This window comes from Micromonospora echinofusca (assembly GCF_017614955.1).
GTDB lineage: Bacteria > Actinomycetota > Actinomycetes > Mycobacteriales > Micromonosporaceae > Micromonospora > Micromonospora echinofusca_A.
Genome location: NZ_WVUH01000160.1, coordinates 1 through 15,819, shown reverse-complemented (window position 1 = coordinate 15,819; position 15,819 = coordinate 1). Strand labels below are relative to the sequence as shown.

General features: G+C 73.6%; 7 protein-coding genes and 1 pseudogene. 4 read left to right on the top strand and 4 right to left on the bottom strand.

Annotated elements, in window-relative coordinates:
* Positions 1-407: 407 nt before the first annotated feature.
* The 3 genes from GSF22_RS18625 (at position 408) to sbnA (ending at position 5,177) form a co-directional block, all read left to right on the top strand.
* A complete protein-coding gene (locus tag GSF22_RS18625; protein ID WP_307804102.1) occupies positions 408-3,296 on the top strand; it encodes an ATP-binding protein in 2,889 nt (962 codons plus the stop codon).
* Positions 3,297-3,907: 611 nt separating this feature from the next.
* The gene (locus GSF22_RS18620) at positions 3,908-4,126 is read left to right on the top strand and encodes an MbtH family protein (protein ID WP_208814897.1); all 219 of its coding nucleotides are present in this window, start codon (positions 3,908-3,910) and stop codon (positions 4,124-4,126) included.
* 37 nt (positions 4,127-4,163) lie between these two features.
* Complete coding sequence (gene sbnA, locus GSF22_RS18615; RefSeq protein ID WP_208814896.1) at positions 4,164-5,177, top strand: 2,3-diaminopropionate biosynthesis protein SbnA; 1,014 nt, start codon at positions 4,164-4,166, stop codon at positions 5,175-5,177.
* Positions 5,178-5,198: 21 nt separating this feature from the next.
* Here sbnA and GSF22_RS18610 read toward each other — a convergent pair whose 3' ends face one another.
* From GSF22_RS18610 to GSF22_RS18600, 3 genes are all read right to left on the bottom strand, one after another.
* Positions 5,199-5,822, bottom strand: coding sequence for a helix-turn-helix transcriptional regulator (locus tag GSF22_RS18610; protein ID WP_307804101.1), 624 nt, complete (start codon positions 5,820-5,822; stop codon positions 5,199-5,201).
* Positions 5,819-6,436 carry a helix-turn-helix transcriptional regulator gene (locus GSF22_RS18605; protein WP_208814895.1) on the bottom strand — a complete coding sequence of 206 codons (618 nt, stop codon included), beginning with the start codon at positions 6,434-6,436 and terminating at the stop codon, positions 5,819-5,821. Before GSF22_RS18605 ends, GSF22_RS18610 begins: the two co-directional genes overlap by 4 nt.
* A 256-nt stretch (positions 6,437-6,692) precedes the next feature.
* The gene (locus GSF22_RS18600) at positions 6,693-14,057 is read right to left on the bottom strand and encodes a non-ribosomal peptide synthetase (RefSeq protein WP_208814894.1); all 7,365 of its coding nucleotides are present in this window, start codon (positions 14,055-14,057) and stop codon (positions 6,693-6,695) included.
* A gap of 206 nt (positions 14,058-14,263) precedes the next feature.
* On the opposite strand from GSF22_RS18600, the gene GSF22_RS18595 reads away from it, so the two are divergent.
* A complete protein-coding gene (locus tag GSF22_RS18595; protein ID WP_208814893.1) occupies positions 14,264-15,484 on the top strand; it encodes an MFS transporter in 1,221 nt (406 codons plus the stop codon).
* Between the two features lie 62 nt (positions 15,485-15,546).
* On the opposite strand, the pseudogene GSF22_RS18590 reads toward GSF22_RS18595, so the two are convergent.
* A pseudogene (locus tag GSF22_RS18590) lies at positions 15,547-15,819 on the bottom strand (lantibiotic dehydratase); the annotation flags it as partial.

The following is a 15,819-nucleotide window of genomic DNA, read 5'->3' as shown; positions in this document are numbered from 1 at the left end:
TATAAGAGACAGCTCCGGACCCGACCCCCCGACAGGCCGAGCTTCCCACCGACCCGGCACCGCCCGGACCCCGCGCCAGCCGCTCGCGGCCCGCCGCCGTCGCCGGCTTCGGCCTGCGGGCCGCGGTGCTGGCCAGCCTGGTGGTCACCGGGGCGACCGCGACGGGCCCGCAGGGCATCTCCGACGATCCGGTCCGCCTGGTGTCCGGCACCAGCACCACCTGCTGCCCACCCGATGCCCCACTCTGAACGTTGACCAGCACCGATGCCCCCGGGCGGGCCGTGGACACCCGCGACCCGCCCGCCGCATCGGGATGATCCGGGCACCCCTACCCGGCACCCCAGCGATGGACACGACGTGTCACAGCTATGTAACGTCCAATGACCGTGGCGTACCGATCGGTCATTGTGGGCAGAGACGAGGAAATCCGAGCGATCACCGAGGCCCTCGGCGCCGCCCGTGAGGGACGTGGTGGCGCGGTCTTCCTCGTCGGTGAGGGCGGCATCGGCAAGACCCGGCTCGCCAGCGCGGCCGGCGACCTCGGGTACGCCACCGGCATGCGACTGATGCGCGGGCGCAGCAGCACCACCGGCCCGCTGGTGCCGTACCGCGCGCTGACCGAGGCGGTACTGTCGCTGCTCCGCGACGGCGACCCGGTCGACGTGGACCAGCTCGGGTCGTACCGGCCGGTGCTCGGCCGGCTCGTACCCGACCTGCGCCCCGCCTCCACCGACCAGGGCGACGCCTCGCTGGTCATCCTCGCCGAGGCGGTACTGCGACTGACCGGACTGGCCGGGCGGGGACGCGGCTGCCTGATGACCCTGGAGGATCTGCACGACGCCGACCCGGAGACCCTGGGGGTGGCCGAGTACCTGGTGGACAACCTCGCCCACCAGCCGGTACTGCTGATCGGGACGTTACGTGACCGACCCGGTGCGGCACTGGACCTCGCCCGGTCGGTGGTACAGCGCGGCAACGGCCAGCTCATCGAGCTGGGCCGGCTCGACCGAGGCCAGCTGGCCCGGATGGTGGCGTCCTGCCTCGACCGCACGGTGTCCGAGGTGCCGGACGCGGTGACCGAACTCCTGTGGGCCGGCAGCACCGGGAACCCGTTCCTGGTCGAGGAGCTGCTCAGCGACGTCGTCGACAGCGCCACCCTGGTACGGACCACCGAAGGGTGGCGGATGTCCGGGGACGTCCTGACCAACCGGCCGGACACCTTCGCCCGGAGCGTACGGCGGCGGGTCGAACAGCTACCCGAACAGACCCGCGAACTGATCATGGTGGGGGCGCTGCTCGGCGCCCGTTTCCCGCTGCCCGTCGCGCAGGCCGTCACCGGGCTGACCGACCGGGACCTGCTCCGGCACCTCCAGGCACCGGTGGCCGCGCAGCTGGTCGTCGCCGACGACCAGACCCCCGACTGGTACCGCTTCCAGCATCCGCTCGTCCAGGAGGCCCTGGTGGGCCTCCTGGAGCCCGGTGAGCGGACGCGGCTGGCCCGGCGCACCGTGGACGCGGTCGCCGCCGGCTACCCGGGCCTGCCCGGAGAGTGGTGCCAGATCAGCGCCGCCCTCCGGCTGAAGGCCGGGGAGACCGTCGCCGCCGGCCGGCTGCTGGCGGAGGCGGGCCGGCGCTGCCTGGCCGAGGGCGCCGCCAGCTCCGCCGTCGCGCTGCTGGACGAGGCGTGGGCGCTGCTCGTCGACGACGACGCGGCGGTCCGCGCCGACGCGCTGGAGGCGCTGATCTACGCGCTCGCGGAGGCCGGGCGGATCGGCCGCGCCCTCGCCATGGTCGATGTCGTCGACCAGGTTGCCGGCGCCCTCGACCAGCGTCGCCTGGCCCACCTGCACACCCGGCTGGCCTGGGCGGCGATGCTGGCCGGGCAGTCCGTGGAGGGGATGGCCCGGATGCAGGCGGCCCGCGCCCTGCTCGGTCCCGACCCGCTGCCCGCCGACGCGGCGAGCATCGACGTGGTCGCCGCCCACCTGGAACTCGACCTGCCCGGACCGGACCGGATCCAGCAGGTGGAGACCACGGCCCGCCGGGCCGCGAAGGTGGCCGAGGAGGCCCACTCACCGGTGGTCGCCTGCCAGGCGTGGCAACTGGTCGGCACGCTGGTGCGGCACCGTGACCCGAGCGAGGCGACGGCCTGCCTGGAGCGGAGCCGGGCCATCGCCGTGGAACACCAGCTCTCCATCTGGGAGATCCACGCGCTGGTCCGGCTCGGCAACGACGACGCCCTCCGCGACGGCGGTACCGAACGGCTGGAGCAGGCCCGCGCACAGGCGTCCCGGATCGGCGCGGTGACCGCGCGGTACCAGGCGGAGGCGAGCATCGCCCTCCAGGCGGTACTCCAGGGCGACTACCAGCGGGCCGAGATGCTGATCGACGACGTGTGGACGGCGACCACCCGGCTGAAGCTGCTGGAGACCGCGGAGTACGTGCTGCTGCTGCGGGCCGTCCTCGCCGGACACCGGGGCCGACGGCGCGACATGGAGGCCACGCTCACCGAGCTACGGGACGCGCACGGCGACCAGACCCGCAACAGCCCCCGCATCCACGGGCTGGCGCGCACCTTCTGCGCCCTGCTGGAGGAGGACCGCACCCGGGCGGTACGGGAGATGTCCCGTGCCCTCGACGCCGACAACCGCAACCCGACCACGTTCCACCTGGTCGGCCGGTACGGGCTGGATCTGCTGCTGGGCGCGCTCGGTACGTCGGCACCCGCGTCCCGTCCCGCGCCGCCGGCCGCCACCCCGGCCGGGACGCTGCGCTGGGACCGGCAGTTCGCGCTCTTCGCCCAGGCGGTACTCGCCGGCCGGCGGGGCGCACACGAGGAGGCCACCGCCGCCGTCGCGGATGCGGCGCAGGTGGGCCAGCCGTACCCGATGGGCCGGCACCTGGGGCTGCGGCTGGTCGCCGAGGCGGCACTGGCCGACGGGTGGGGCAGCCCGGTGGAGTGGCTCCGGGTCGCCGAGGAGTACTTCCACGACGCCGAGGTACCGGCGGTGGCGGGTGCCTGCCGGACCCTGCTACGCACGGCGGGGGTACGGGTCGGTCAACGACGCAGCGGGCTGGACCACATGCCGTCGGCGCTGCGCTCCGCCGGGATCACCGTCCGGGAGTTCGAGGTGCTGCAACTGCTCGTCGACCGGCTCAGCAACCGGGAGATCGGGGAACGGCTCTACCTGTCGGCGCGGACCGTCGAACGGCACATCTCGAATCTGATCAACAAGACCGGCCTGCCGAACCGGATCGCGCTCAGCGAGTTCGCGGCCCGGGGTTTCCAACGCTGACCGCCCCGGCGTCCTGCGCCGGGTCGGCGGCAGGTACGGCTGGCGATGGTCCGGTCCGGACCCGGCGGGCAGCCCCGACAGGACCACGCTCACCCGGGACACGTCGTGGTCACAGTGCACCCGACCGAACCGGAGCAGCGGCTGGGCCGCCGCGAGGGCCGTGGTGACGGTCAGGCACCGCCCGGCCGGTACCACGAAGAGCAGCTCGACCCGGGCCGTACCGGCCGGTGCGCGGGTCACCATCTCCGCCGGGACACCGGTCGCGGTGACCACGCGCAACACCCCGGCGAGTTCGGCGGCCGGTACCTGCCCCACCCGGACCACCGCCCGGCCACGGTCGTACCGCACGGCGGTGACCCGGTCGCCCGGTACCGGCGGACCGTCGCCGTGCTCCGCCACGTCGTCACCGGACACCCGCTCCGGACACCCCCGCCCTGTCTCGGCGATCTGCTCTCCCCCAGACGATGCCCGTCGACGCCCGCCCGCGACAGGGAAGGACCGGCAGAATCGGACCGCCCCTCTTCCTGCCTTTCTGTCTCTACGCCGGCCGGGCCGCGATCGGGCACGCTGGCGGGCCACAGCGCAGACCACCGAGCCGCAGGAGCCAGGGCATGACCGACGGAACCGACGATGCCGTCTACCGGGTCGTCCGCAACGACGAAGAGCAGTTCTCGATCTGGCGGGCCGACCGTGACCTGCCCACCGGCTGGTACGCCGAGGGCACCTCGGGTAGCCGGCAGGACTGCCTCGACCACATCGGACAAATCTGGACCGACCTGCGCCCGGCCAGCCTGCGCCGCCGCATGACAGCGACGCACACCCCGGCGTGACCGGCCCCGGCGACGCAGTGATGGAGATGAGTTGCTGATGGGTGGCTACGGCGATGTGGGCCCCGGGGTGCTCTCCACCGTCGGCGCGACGCCACTGGTGGAGCTCACCCGGCTCCTGCCCGGCAGATCCTTCCGCACCTACGCCAAGCTGGAGGCGGCCAACCCGGGTGGCAGCATCAAGGACCGGTCGGCGTACGTGATGCTCGCCGACGCGATCCGCACCGGTGCCGTGGTGCCCGGCCGGTCGGTGGTGGTCGAGTCCAGTTCGGGCAACCTCGGGATCGGGCTGGCCCAGGCGTGCCGCTACTTCGACCTGCGGTTCATCTGCGTGGTCGACCCGCGCACCAATCCGCAGAACGTCGCCATCATGCGGGCGTACGGCGCCGAGGTGCAGACCGTCACCGACCGGGACCGCACGACCGGGGAGTACCTGCCGGTACGGATCCGGCGGGTCCGTGAGCTGGTGGCCACCCTGCCCGACGCGTACTGCCCGGACCAGTACGCCAACCCACGGAACGCCTGGGCGCACCGCACCACCATGCGGGAGATCGTCGAGGCCCTCGACGGCCGGTTGCACTACCTGTTCTGTGCCACCAGTTCCTGCGGCACCCTGCGCGGCTGCGCCGAGTACGCCGCCGAGCACGGCCTGCCGGTACGGATCGTCGCGGTGGACGCGGAGGGCAGTGCCATCTTCCGGCCGCCGGTGGGTCGGCGGCTGATCCCGGGGCACGGGGCGGCGGTGCTCCCGGGGCTGTTCCGGCCGGGGCTGGCCGACGAGGTGGTCCACGTCAGTGACCTGGACTGCCTGGTGGGTTGCCGGCGCCTGGCCGCCCGGGAGGCGATCCTGGCCGGTGGGTCCTCCGGCGCGGTGGTGACCGCCCTGGACCGGCTCGGCGACCGGATCCCGGCCGGGGCGAACTGCGTGATGATCCTGCCCGACCGGGGTGAGCGGTACCTGGACACCATCTACGACGACGGGTGGGTGTCGACCCACTTCGGGGACGTCGCCTGGCGGTGGCGGGACGACGCCGTGCAGACCGCGCCCTGCTGAGCGGCGGCGGACCGGGCCGGCTCAGATCAGGCCGGCCCGGACGGCCCGGGCCACCGCGTGGGCCCGGTTGCGGACCTGCAACCGGGCCATCAGGTCGTAGATGACGTTCTTGACGGTGTGCTCGGAGCAGAGCAGGACCCGGGCGATCGCGGCGTTGCCGTGCCCTTCGGCCATCAGGTTGAGCACCATGGTCTGCCGGGCGGTGAGCGGCACCGGCGGGCCCGCCTCGGTCACGGGCCCCGCCTCGATCGCCCTGCTGAGCAGCCGGATCAGGATCTCGTAGGGCAGCCGCCCCTCGCCGTACCGCGCCGACTGCACCGCCGCGAGCAGTTGCGCCGGGGTCACCTCGGCACGGCGCAGCATCGCGTCCACCCCCGACCGGATGGCGCGGCGCACCCCGGCCGGGGTGAACGCGTCCGCGACGACCAGCAGCGGTCGCTCCCCCGCCGGGCAGGCCAGCCGGTACGCGGCGAGCGCCGCGTCGACCGTGTCCGCCACGGCGAGGACCACCGTCGGCGGGGACGGCTCGGGCGGGTCGGCCACCCCCACCCCGGCCCGTCCGAGCAGGTCGAGCAGGGCGGCCCGGTCGCCCGGCTCGTCGGCCACCACGTGCACCCGCAGCCGCTGGGCGACGTCGACGGTCACAACAGCCCCGCCCGCAGCGCGTACGCCACCGCGTGCGCCCGGTTGCGGAGCCGGAACCGGTGGGTGATGTCGTGCATGACACTGACCACGGTACGGGCGGAGTAGGACAGTTCCTGGGCGATCTCACCGGTCTCCCGACCGTCGGCGACCAGCCGCAGCACCGCACGCTCCCGGGTGCTGAGGCCGGGTCCGCCGGCACCACGGGTACCGGTCGCCACGCCGTCGGCGTTCTGTTCCAGCAGTCGGGCCAGCATCTCCGGGGGCACCATGCAGTCCCCACCGGCGGCGGCCAGGACGGTCCGGGCCAGCCGCTCGGCACCGGCCTCCCGGCGGCGGAGCAGCCCCCGGGCACCGGCGGCGATGGCATGCAGCGCGTCGGCCGGGGTCAGCTCGGTCGCCACCAGCACCACCTCCGGCCGTTCGGTCGCGTTGCGGGTGGCCCGGACCAGGTCCAGTTCCTGCGGACCCACCGCGTCGACGATCACCACCGTCACCCGGCCGGGCTCGTCCGGCAACACCACCGCCAGGTCCGGGCAGGACCGCAGGGCCGCGACCGCCCCGGCCTCCAGTACCGGGTCCAGTGCGAGGACGCTGACACACACCGGATCACCCATCGGATCCTCCTCAGTCGACGGTACGGATCTTCCGATCCCCGTCAGCATCGATGAACCCGGATGGCTGCGCATGCGGGAGGTACCCGCGCATTCCCGGTACCGCAGCGACCTGCGACGACAGCGGGGCCGCACCGGACACCCGGTGGTCGTCCACCGCCACCGGGCGCCGGCCACCGGGAAAACTGCGGGTGGTGCCCGCACGTCGCAGCGGGGTGGGCCGTCCGGCACCCACCCCGCCCCCGCGTCGGGACCGGACTCAGCGGGCCGTCGACCCGCGCGTCCCCTCCGTCCCCTCCGTCCGCGCCATCACCCGCTCCAGCAGGCGGGCCAACTCCGCCACGTGCGGCGGGCGCAGGACGCCGAGGTGGTCGCCGGCCACCCGGTGCACCCGCAGCCCGTTCGGGGCCAGCTCCGTCCACCGGTCGCGGTACTGCGCGTAGGACTGCCCGCAGGACACCTCGTGCCGCCCGTCGGCAAGCTCGTCACCGACCAGCAGATGCATCGGACCCGGGTACGGACGCTGCCGGTGGCCGAGCATCGCCTCGGTGAGTTCCCGCCACACCCGCAGCCGCCCCGGCCAGAAGGTGTCCCCGGGTGACGGCGGTTCCTTGGTGCCCTCGTCGATGACCCGCTCCAGCACCTCGACGAAGCGCCGTTGCAGGTCGCCGATCTCCGCCGGTGCGGTGGCCCGGTCCAGGCGGGCCAGCAGTTCCTCCCCGTGGGCCAGGGTCGCCGCCTCCTCCCACAGGTTACGGCGGGTGTGGCTGTCCAACGCCGGGTCCAGGAGCACACAGGTGACCTGTTCACCGGCCCGCAGCAACCGGTCCGCCAGCTCACCGGTGACCGGTCCGGCACCGCACCAGCCCAGCAGGTGGTACGGGCCGGTGGGCCGGACCGCCCGGATGCGGTCGAGGAAGAGGTCCGCGACCGCGTCGACACTGCCCGGCGGGGGCACCTCACGGTGCAGTCCGGGCCACTCCAGGGCGGCGACCGGACGGTCCGGCGGAAGGTACTCGGCGAGGTGCACGTACCACTGGCCGCCGCCCGGGTAGACGCAGAACAACGGGGGCCGCGTACCGGCACGACGGAACCAGAGCAGGGCGTCCTCGGCCCGGTCCGGCGTGCCGACGGACGCACCGGGATCCACCGCCCGGGCCAGGTCGGCGATCGTGCGGTGCCGGTAGAAGTCCCGGAAGGGCAGCACGAGACCGTGTTCCTCGCGCAGTCGCACGATGATCCGCATCACCGCCATGGAGTGCACGCCGAGGGCGGTGAACGCCTCGTCCACCCCGACCCGGGACAACCCGAGGACCTCCGCGAGGGTGGCGGCGAGGACCCGTTCGGTGCGGGTACGCGGGGCGAGGTGGGGACGGTCGCCCCGACGGACGTCACCCGGGTCCGGTAGCGCCCGCACGTCGAGCTTGCCGCTCGGGGTCAGCGGCAACGCGTCGAGGACGACGTACGCCGCCGGGACGAGGTGCGCGGGCAGTTCCCCGGCGAGCCGGTCGGCCAGCCCCACCGTCGGCGGCTGCTCCGGCCCCCCGGAGGCGGGGACCAGGTAGGCGACCAGCTCCCGGTCACCACCCGGCGCGGTGTGTACCCGCACCGCCACGTCGGCCAGGTCGGCGTGCCGTCGCAGGGCGGCCTCCACCTCACCGGGTTCGATCCGGTACCCCCGGACCTTGACCTGCTGGTCGGCCCGGCCCCGGAACTCCAGGACCCCGTCCGGGCGGTACCGGGCCAGGTCACCGGTGCGGTAGAGCCGGGCGCCCGGCACGTCGGCGAACGGGTCGGGCACGAAGCGTTCCGCGGTCAGGTCGGGGCGCCCGAGGTACCCCCGGCCGACCTGCGCACCACCGATGTACAGCTCACCGGTCACGCCGACCGGGACCAGCGCCAGGTCGGCGTCGAGCACCCGCAGCACCGTGTTGTCGTTCGGCCGCCCGATCGGCAGCGGACCGGGGCCGAGTTCGCCGAGGGGCCACTCGGCCCAGCAGCAGCCCACCGTGGTCTCCGTGGGTCCGTACTCGTTGACCAGTCGCACCTGCGGGGCGTGCCGGGACCACCGGGCGACCAGGTCCCGGGTCAGTTCCTCCCCGCCGGCCACGATCCGGCCGGCGGCGGTGGGCAGGGCGGCGGTGGACACCGTGCGGTCCAGGATGGCCAGATGGGTGGGGGTCACCTTGAGCAGGTCGAACCCGCCCTGGTCCAGTGCCGCGACCAGCCCGTCCAGCCCGGGCGTGCCGTCGTCGTCGGTGAGGGTGACCGTCGCGCCGCGCAGCAGCGCGGGGAGGAGCGAGGTGACCGGCAGGTCGAAGGCCACCGACGAGTAGAGCGGTGAGCCGGCACCACCGGTCGGCGGGTACGCCGTGGCGCACCAGGAGAGGTAGTTGACCAGGTTGCGGTGTTCGATCATCACCCCCTTGGGGGCCCCGGTCGAGCCGGAGGTGTAGATCACGTAGGCCAGGGCGGCCGGGCTGGTCGTGATCCCGAGCGGACCGGCCGGGTACCCGGCGAGGGTCGGTTCGCGGTCGACCACGACCGGGGTGACCGGGGTGCCGTCCAACCGGTCGGCGAGCGCCGCCTGGGTCACCACCAGATCCGCTCCGGCCCCGGCGAGCAGGGCCTGGATCCGGGCAGCCGGATGACCGGGGTCGCAGGGCAGGTAGGCGGCACCCGCCTTGAGGATGCCGAGCAGCGCCACCACCAGGTCGGGCCCCCGGCGCAGCAGCACCCCCACCCGGGACTCGGCGCCGGCACCGAGCGACCGCAGGTGCCGGGCCAGCCGGTTGGCCCGGGCGTCCAGTTCGGCGTAGGAGACGCCGGTACCGTCGGCGCAGCGCAGCGCGGGCGCGTCCGGGGTACGGGCCACCTGGCGTTCGAAGAGCTCGTGCAGGCAGGCGTCCGGGTGATCGACCCGGGGGCCGGTACCGAAGGCCAGCAACTGCCGGGTCTCGGCCGGGTCGAGCAGGTTGCCCCGGGTCGGGCCGGCCGGATCGGTGGCCATCGCGACCAGCACCCGGCGGTACATGTCGGCCACCCGCGGTCCGTTGGCCCGGCTGATCCGGTCCGGCCGGGCGGCGAAGAAGAGCACCCCCGGGAAGGTCCAGGTGTCCACCGCGAACTCGTTCGGACTGACGTCGACGATCCTCGCGGTCTCGATCTGGCCGGCGTCGAGCACGTGGAAGTCCAGATAGGTGAAGGCCGCCTCGACCAGCGGGGAACCGTCCCCCCAGCGCCGCTGCATCTCGGGCAACGGGAACCGCCGGTGCGGCCAGACCGCCACCTCCTCGGCGAACACCTGCCGGACCAGGTCGGTCCAGGTCGCGCCGGTCAGGTCCACCCCGATCGGCAGGGTGTTGAGGTGCATGCCCCGGACCGCCTCACCGCCCTGGGTCTCCAGCCGCCCGTTGCACACCAGCCCGCTGTGGAACCGCCGGCTGCCGCTGATCGCGCTGAGCACCGTGAGGTGCGCGGCGAAGAGCACGCTCTTCAGCGGTACGCCGGCCGTGGCGGCCAACGCCCGCAGCCCGGGTTCCAGGTCGGCGAAGTTCACCCCGATCTTGTACGGCTGCTCCCCGGAGTCCGGTCCGGCCGCCCAGCTGTCCGGCAGGGTGACCCGGTCGAACCGGTCCAGCCGGTCGGCCCAGAAGTCCTGTTCGGTCGGGGAGGCGACGGCGCGCAGCTCGGCGGCGACGAAGTCGGCGTACCGCACGGTGTGTCCGGTCGGCGCGCCCGGCGCCCGCCCGTCCCGGATGGCCCGGTAGTCGGCGAGCAGTTCGGCGATCAGCGAGTGGTGGCTCCAGCCGTCCAGGATGGCGTGGCACTCGATGAACGAGAAGGTCCAGCGGGTCAGGTCGGTCTGGTGGACGTGGAAACGCAGCATCGGGGCCCGCCCGACGTCGAACGGCGACCGCCGGGTGTCGGCGGTGAACCGGGCGATGATCTCGGTGACGTCGTCCGGGTCGTGGCCCCGCAGGTCGTCGTAGCCGACCTCGACGGCCCCGTCCGGGTGCACGAGCTGCATCGGCCGTAGGAAGCGGGACAGGTCGAAACTGGTCCGCAGGATCTCGTGCCGGTCGGCCAGCAGCGCCGCCGCCCGCCGCAACGCCGGCAGGTCGAACGGGGCGTCGTCGACCATCGGGAAGAGCGTGATGTTGTGGTACGGGCTGTCGTCGGCGTCGGCGAGCATGTGGTAGACCATGCCGGCCTGCACCATCGACATCGGGTACGCGTCGACCAGGCCCGGCGGCAGCGCCGCCCGGTCGGCCGCGTCGAGCAGCGCGAACGGCGCGACCCGCTGTTCCTCGGCACCGTCGGCGGCGGACGGGGCGACCGTGGCGACGAACCGGGAGAGGTCGTCGATGGTCTGGTGCAGCAGCAGATCCCGGACGGTCACCGCGATGCCCTGCCGGCGGAGCGCGCCGACCACCCGGATCGCCCGGATCGAGTCACCACCCAGGGCGAAGAAGTTGTCGAACACCCCGACGGTGTCGACGCCGACCGCGGCGGCCCAGGTCTCCGCCATCAGCTGCTCGACCGGGTCACGGGGGGCCACCTGGCCGTCCGATCCGCTGACCCGGTGCAGGTCCGGGTCGGGCAGTGCCCGCCGGTCGACCTTCCCGTTGGCGGTCACCGGGATCCTGTCCACCGGCACGAAGACCGCCGGCACCATGTACGCCGGCAGGGTGCGGTGGAGGTGGTCCCGCAGCTCCCCCACCACGAGGTGCCGACCGCCCACCGGCACGACGTAGGCGACCAGCCGGTCCTGGCGTTCCCCGGCCCGCCGGTGCGCGACGACCACGGTCGCCTCCACCGACGGGTGCGTCCCGACGGCCGCCTCGATCTCACCCGGTTCGATCCGGTGCCCCCGGATCTTCACCTGGTCGTCGGCCCGGCCGAGGAACTCCAGGTCCCCGCTGTCCGCCCAGCGGGCCAGGTCACCGGTGCGGTACATCCGGGCCCCCGGGGTGGGGGCGTACGGGTCCGGGCCGAACCGGTCGGCGGTCAGCCCCGGACGCCGCAGGTAGCCCCGGGCCAGACCGGGACCGGAGACGTACAGCTGGCCGGGCACCCCGACGGGCACCGGGTTGAGGTCCTCGTCGAGAACGTAGACCCGCAGGTCCCGCAGGGCCCGACCGATCGGGCTGCGGGGCCCGCCCCCGGTGGCCTCGGCGGGCAGCACAGGCCGGTAGGTGACGTGCACCGTGGTCTCCGTGATGCCGTACATGTTGACCAGTCGCGGGCCGTCCTGGCCGAACCGCGCGTACCAGCCGGCCAGGTCCGCCACGTCCAGGGCCTCACCGCCGAAGACCACGGTCCGCAGGGCCAACGCGTCCGGGGGGAGGTCGGCGTCGACGACCGCCTCGACCAGGCCCCGGAACGCCGACGGGGTCTGGTTGAGCACCGTCACCCGCTCGGCGACCAGCAGGTCCAGCAGGTCCTGCGGGGAACGGGAGACCTCGAACGGTACGACCACGCACCGCCCGCCGTGCAGCAGCGCGCCCCACAGCTCCCAGACCGAGAAGTCGAAGGCGTACGAGTGGAACAGGGTCCACACGTCGTCGGGGCCGAACCGGAAGTCGGCCGCGCAGGAGTGGAACAGGCGCAGCACGTTGGCGTGGCTGACCGGTACCCCCTTGGGACGCCCGGTCGAGCCCGAGGTGTAGATCACGTACGCCACGTCGTCCGGGTGGTTGACCGGCACCGGGTCGGTGACCGGCCAGCCGGGACGGTCGTCGTCCACCCGGACCGTGGTGACCGCACCCGTCGGCAGCCGCTCGTCGGCGTTCCGGTCGGTGACCACCACCCCGACCCGGGCGTCGTCGACGATGTAGCGCAACCGGTCGGCCGGCTGGCCCGGATCCAGCGGCAGGTAACCGGCGCCTGCCTTGAGGACGCCGAGCAGGGCCACCACGAGGTCCACCCCCCGGTCGAGACAGACCCCGACCAGGGTGTCCCGGCCCGCGCCCCGCGCGCGCAGCTCGTGGGCGAGCCGGTTCGACCGGCGGTCCAGCTCGGCGTAGCTCAGTGGACCACCGGGACCACTGACCGCCACCGCGTCCGGATCCCGCTGCACCCGGGCACGGAACGCACCGGGCAGGGTGGTCCCGACCGGGTGTACCTCACCCGGACCGCTGAACTCCACCAGCAGGCGTCGCCGTTCGGGCCCGGTGAGCAGGTCCAGCCGCCCGACCGGGGTGTCCGGGTCGGCGACGACACCGGCCAGCAGCCGCAGGTAGTGCCCGACCATCCGGCGGACCGTCGCCGGGTCGAACAGCGCGGTGGCGTACTCCAGCCGGCCCACCAGGCTGCCGTCGGGGCGGGTGGCCAGGGCCAGGCTCAGGTCGTACTTGGCCACCTCCCAGCCGACCCGTTCCCGGTGGGCACGCAGTCCGCCGGCCCCGCCCGTGGGCACCAGCCCGCCGGCCCCGTCCACCGCCGGCACCGGGTCACCGGTCTCCAGTTGGAAGATCACCTGGAACAACGGGGTCCGCGAGGGGTCGCGGACCGGTTCGAACTCGTCGACGAGCCGCTCGAACGGCACCTCCTGGTGCTCGTAGGCGGCCAGAGCGGTCTGCCGGACCCGGGCCAGCAGGTCGACGAAGGACCGTTCCCGGGCGACCTCGGTCCGCAGGACCAGCATGTTGACGAAGAGCCCGACCAGTTCCTGCGTCTCCGCCCGCTCCCGACCGGCCACCGGGCTGCCGACCACCACGTCGGACTGCCCGGCGTACCGGGCCAGCAGCACCTGGAACGCGGCCAGCAGCACCATGAACGGGGTGGCGCCGTGCGCCCGGCCGAGCCGCACCAGAGGTTCGGCCAGATCGGCCGGTACCGTGAACGGCTCCGCCGCCCCCGCGCTGTCCCGGACCGGGCCACGCGGCCGGTCGGTGGGCAGGGCCAGCGGGGTCATCCCGGCCAGTGCGCTCCGCCAGTGGTCGAGCTGCCCGGCGAGCCGTGCACCGGAGAGCCGGACGGCCTGCCAGGCGGCGAAGTCGGCGTACTGCACGGGCAGCGGGGCCAACGGGGACGGCCGGCCCGCGACGAAGGCCCGGTAGAGCTGGTCCAGCTCGGACAGCAGCACCGACTCGGACCAGCCGTCGGCGGCGATGTGGTGCAGGGTCAGCAGCAGGACGTGCCCCTCGTCGGCGACCCGGACCAGCAGGGCCCGCACCGGCCACTGGGTGGCCAGGTCGAACGGCTCGGCCCCGGCACGTCCGGTGAGTTCCGCCAACGCCTCCTCGGCGCCGCCCGGCCCGGCGTCGCGCACGTCGACCAGGTCGAGGCGGACCGGCCCCGGCGGGTCGACCAGTTGCACCGGTTCGGCGTCGCCGGCCGGGTACCGGGTGCGCAGCACCTCGTGCCGGGCCACCACCTCGTCGAGGGCCCGGCGCACCGCGTCGGTGTCCAGGTCACCGGCGATCCGCAGCCGCACCGGCAGCAGATAGTCGGTGCTGCCGGGCTGGATCCGGTCGAGTACCCACAGCCGCCGCTGGGCGGACGACAACGGCAGGGCACCGTCGCGGGACGCCCGGGGGATTCCGGTACCCGTCCCGGCGGCCAGACCGCTCAGCCGGCGTTTCAGCAGTTCCGCGCGGGAGATCGAGCTCGTGCTCATCGTTCGCCTTCCTGTGCTGGCAGGTCCCCACCAGTCGGACGACGTGCCGTCCCGGTCCCGACCGCCCCGGACACCGGCGTCCAGCCTGACCGGGGGCACCGGTGGGCGGCAGGGTGAGCAGGGCACCTGCGTACGCAACCAGGACTGCGCCCGATGCTGCCGGTCCTTCTCTTCCCGCCCCGCCGCGCCGCCCGCACCATCGGCACATGTCGACACAGGTGCCGCCGCTCCGGCGCAACCGGGACTTCCTGCTGCTCTGGACGGGGTCGGCGGTGTCGGGCCTCGGCACGAACGCGACCAGCGTCGCCTACCCCCTGCTGGTGCTCGCGGTGACCGGGTCGCCGGTCGACGCGGGCGTGTCCGGGTTCCTCGCGCTCCTGCCGCAGCTGCTGTTCCAACTGCCGGCCGGCGCGTTGGTCGACCGCTGGAACCGCAAACGGGTGATGATCTGGTGCGACATCCTCCGCGCGCTGGCCATCGGCACGATCGTGCTCGCCCTCGCGTTCGACGTGGTGCACCTGGCGCACATCCTGCTGGTCGGCTTCGCCGAGGGCGTCCTCTCGGTCTGCTTCCGGATCGCCGCAGCGGCGGCGGTGCCCAACGTGGTCCACCCCTCCCAGCTCGCCGTCGCCATGTCCCGCAACGAGACCCGGGTACGCGGTGCGGCCATGCTCGGCCAGCCCCTCGGTGGTTTCCTCTTCGGTCTCGGCCGGGCGGTGCCGTTCCTGTTCGACGCGCTCAGCTACGCCGTGTCGCTGGTGACGTTGCTGTTCATCCGCAGGGACTTCCAGGTCAACCGTGCTCCGGTACGCCGACGTAGCCGGACGGAACTGTTCCAGGGTGCGGTCTGGTTGTGGCACCAGCCGTTCCTGCGCACCACGACGCTGCTCGTCGCCGGCAGCAACCTGCTGTTCCAGGCGCTGTTCCTGGTGGTCATCGTGCTCGCCACCGACTACGGCGCGAGCCCGTCGGCCATCGGGGTGATGTTCGGTGTCGCCGCGGTCGGCGGTGTGGTCGGCTCGCTGCTGGCCCCGGCCATCGAGCGGCGACTGTCCATGCGGGTGGTGGTGGTCGCCGCCAACTGGGCGTGGGCGGTGCTGGTCCCGCTGATCCTGCTGGTCCGTGACCCGTACCTGGTGGGCGCGGTGTACGCGCTGATGACCTTCGTCGGGCCGGTCTGGAACGTGGCGATCTCGGCGTACCAGCTCGTCATCACGCCGGACGAGATCCAGGGGCGGGTACTGGGCGCGGTCGGCATGATCGCCCTGGGGGCGGTACCGCTCGGCTCCCTCGTCGGCGGTCTGCTGCTGGGCCGGATCGGTACCCTGCCCACGGTGGCCGTACTCGCCGGTTGGATGCTGCTGCTGGCAGTGGTCGCCACGGTGAACCCCTCGGTACGCCGGGCCCCCCGCCTCGCCCAGGTGTGAGGAAGGGCCCCTTCCTATCGTTTTCGGTATAGGAAGGGGCCCTTCCCAACGCCCCGACCGGGCTAACCCCCGGTGTGCTGGTCGACAGCGACGAACCGCAGCTCCGACGTGTACCGGTTGCCCTCGTCGTCGGTCAACCACGCCTGCTCCGGCGTCGGCAACATCTCCGTCACCGTCAACCGACCCGACGGATCCTGCCGCGCCAACCGCCGCACCGCCTTCGCCAGAATGTTCACATACACCGGCGCATCGAAATCCACGAAGAACGGCCGAGGCTCCACCGGCGACGTCACGAACACGAACCTCGGCAACCCCACCCCCGACCGCCACCACCG

What these genes read in the sequence shown, in the direction of transcription:
- GSF22_RS18605 (WP_208814895.1), bottom strand. Translation starts at nt 6,436, where the DNA reads ATGGGTGATCCGGTGTGTGTCAGCGTCCTCGCACTGGACCCGGTACTG.
- GSF22_RS18600 (WP_208814894.1), bottom strand. Translation starts at nt 14,057, where the DNA reads ATGAGCACGAGCTCGATCTCCCGCGCGGAACTGCTGAAACGCCGGCTG.
- sbnA (WP_208814896.1), top strand. Translation starts at nt 4,164, where the DNA reads ATGGGTGGCTACGGCGATGTGGGCCCCGGGGTGCTCTCCACCGTCGGC.
- GSF22_RS18620 (WP_208814897.1), top strand. Translation starts at nt 3,908, where the DNA reads ATGACCGACGGAACCGACGATGCCGTCTACCGGGTCGTCCGCAACGAC.
- GSF22_RS18595 (WP_208814893.1), top strand. Translation starts at nt 14,264, where the DNA reads ATGTCGACACAGGTGCCGCCGCTCCGGCGCAACCGGGACTTCCTGCTG.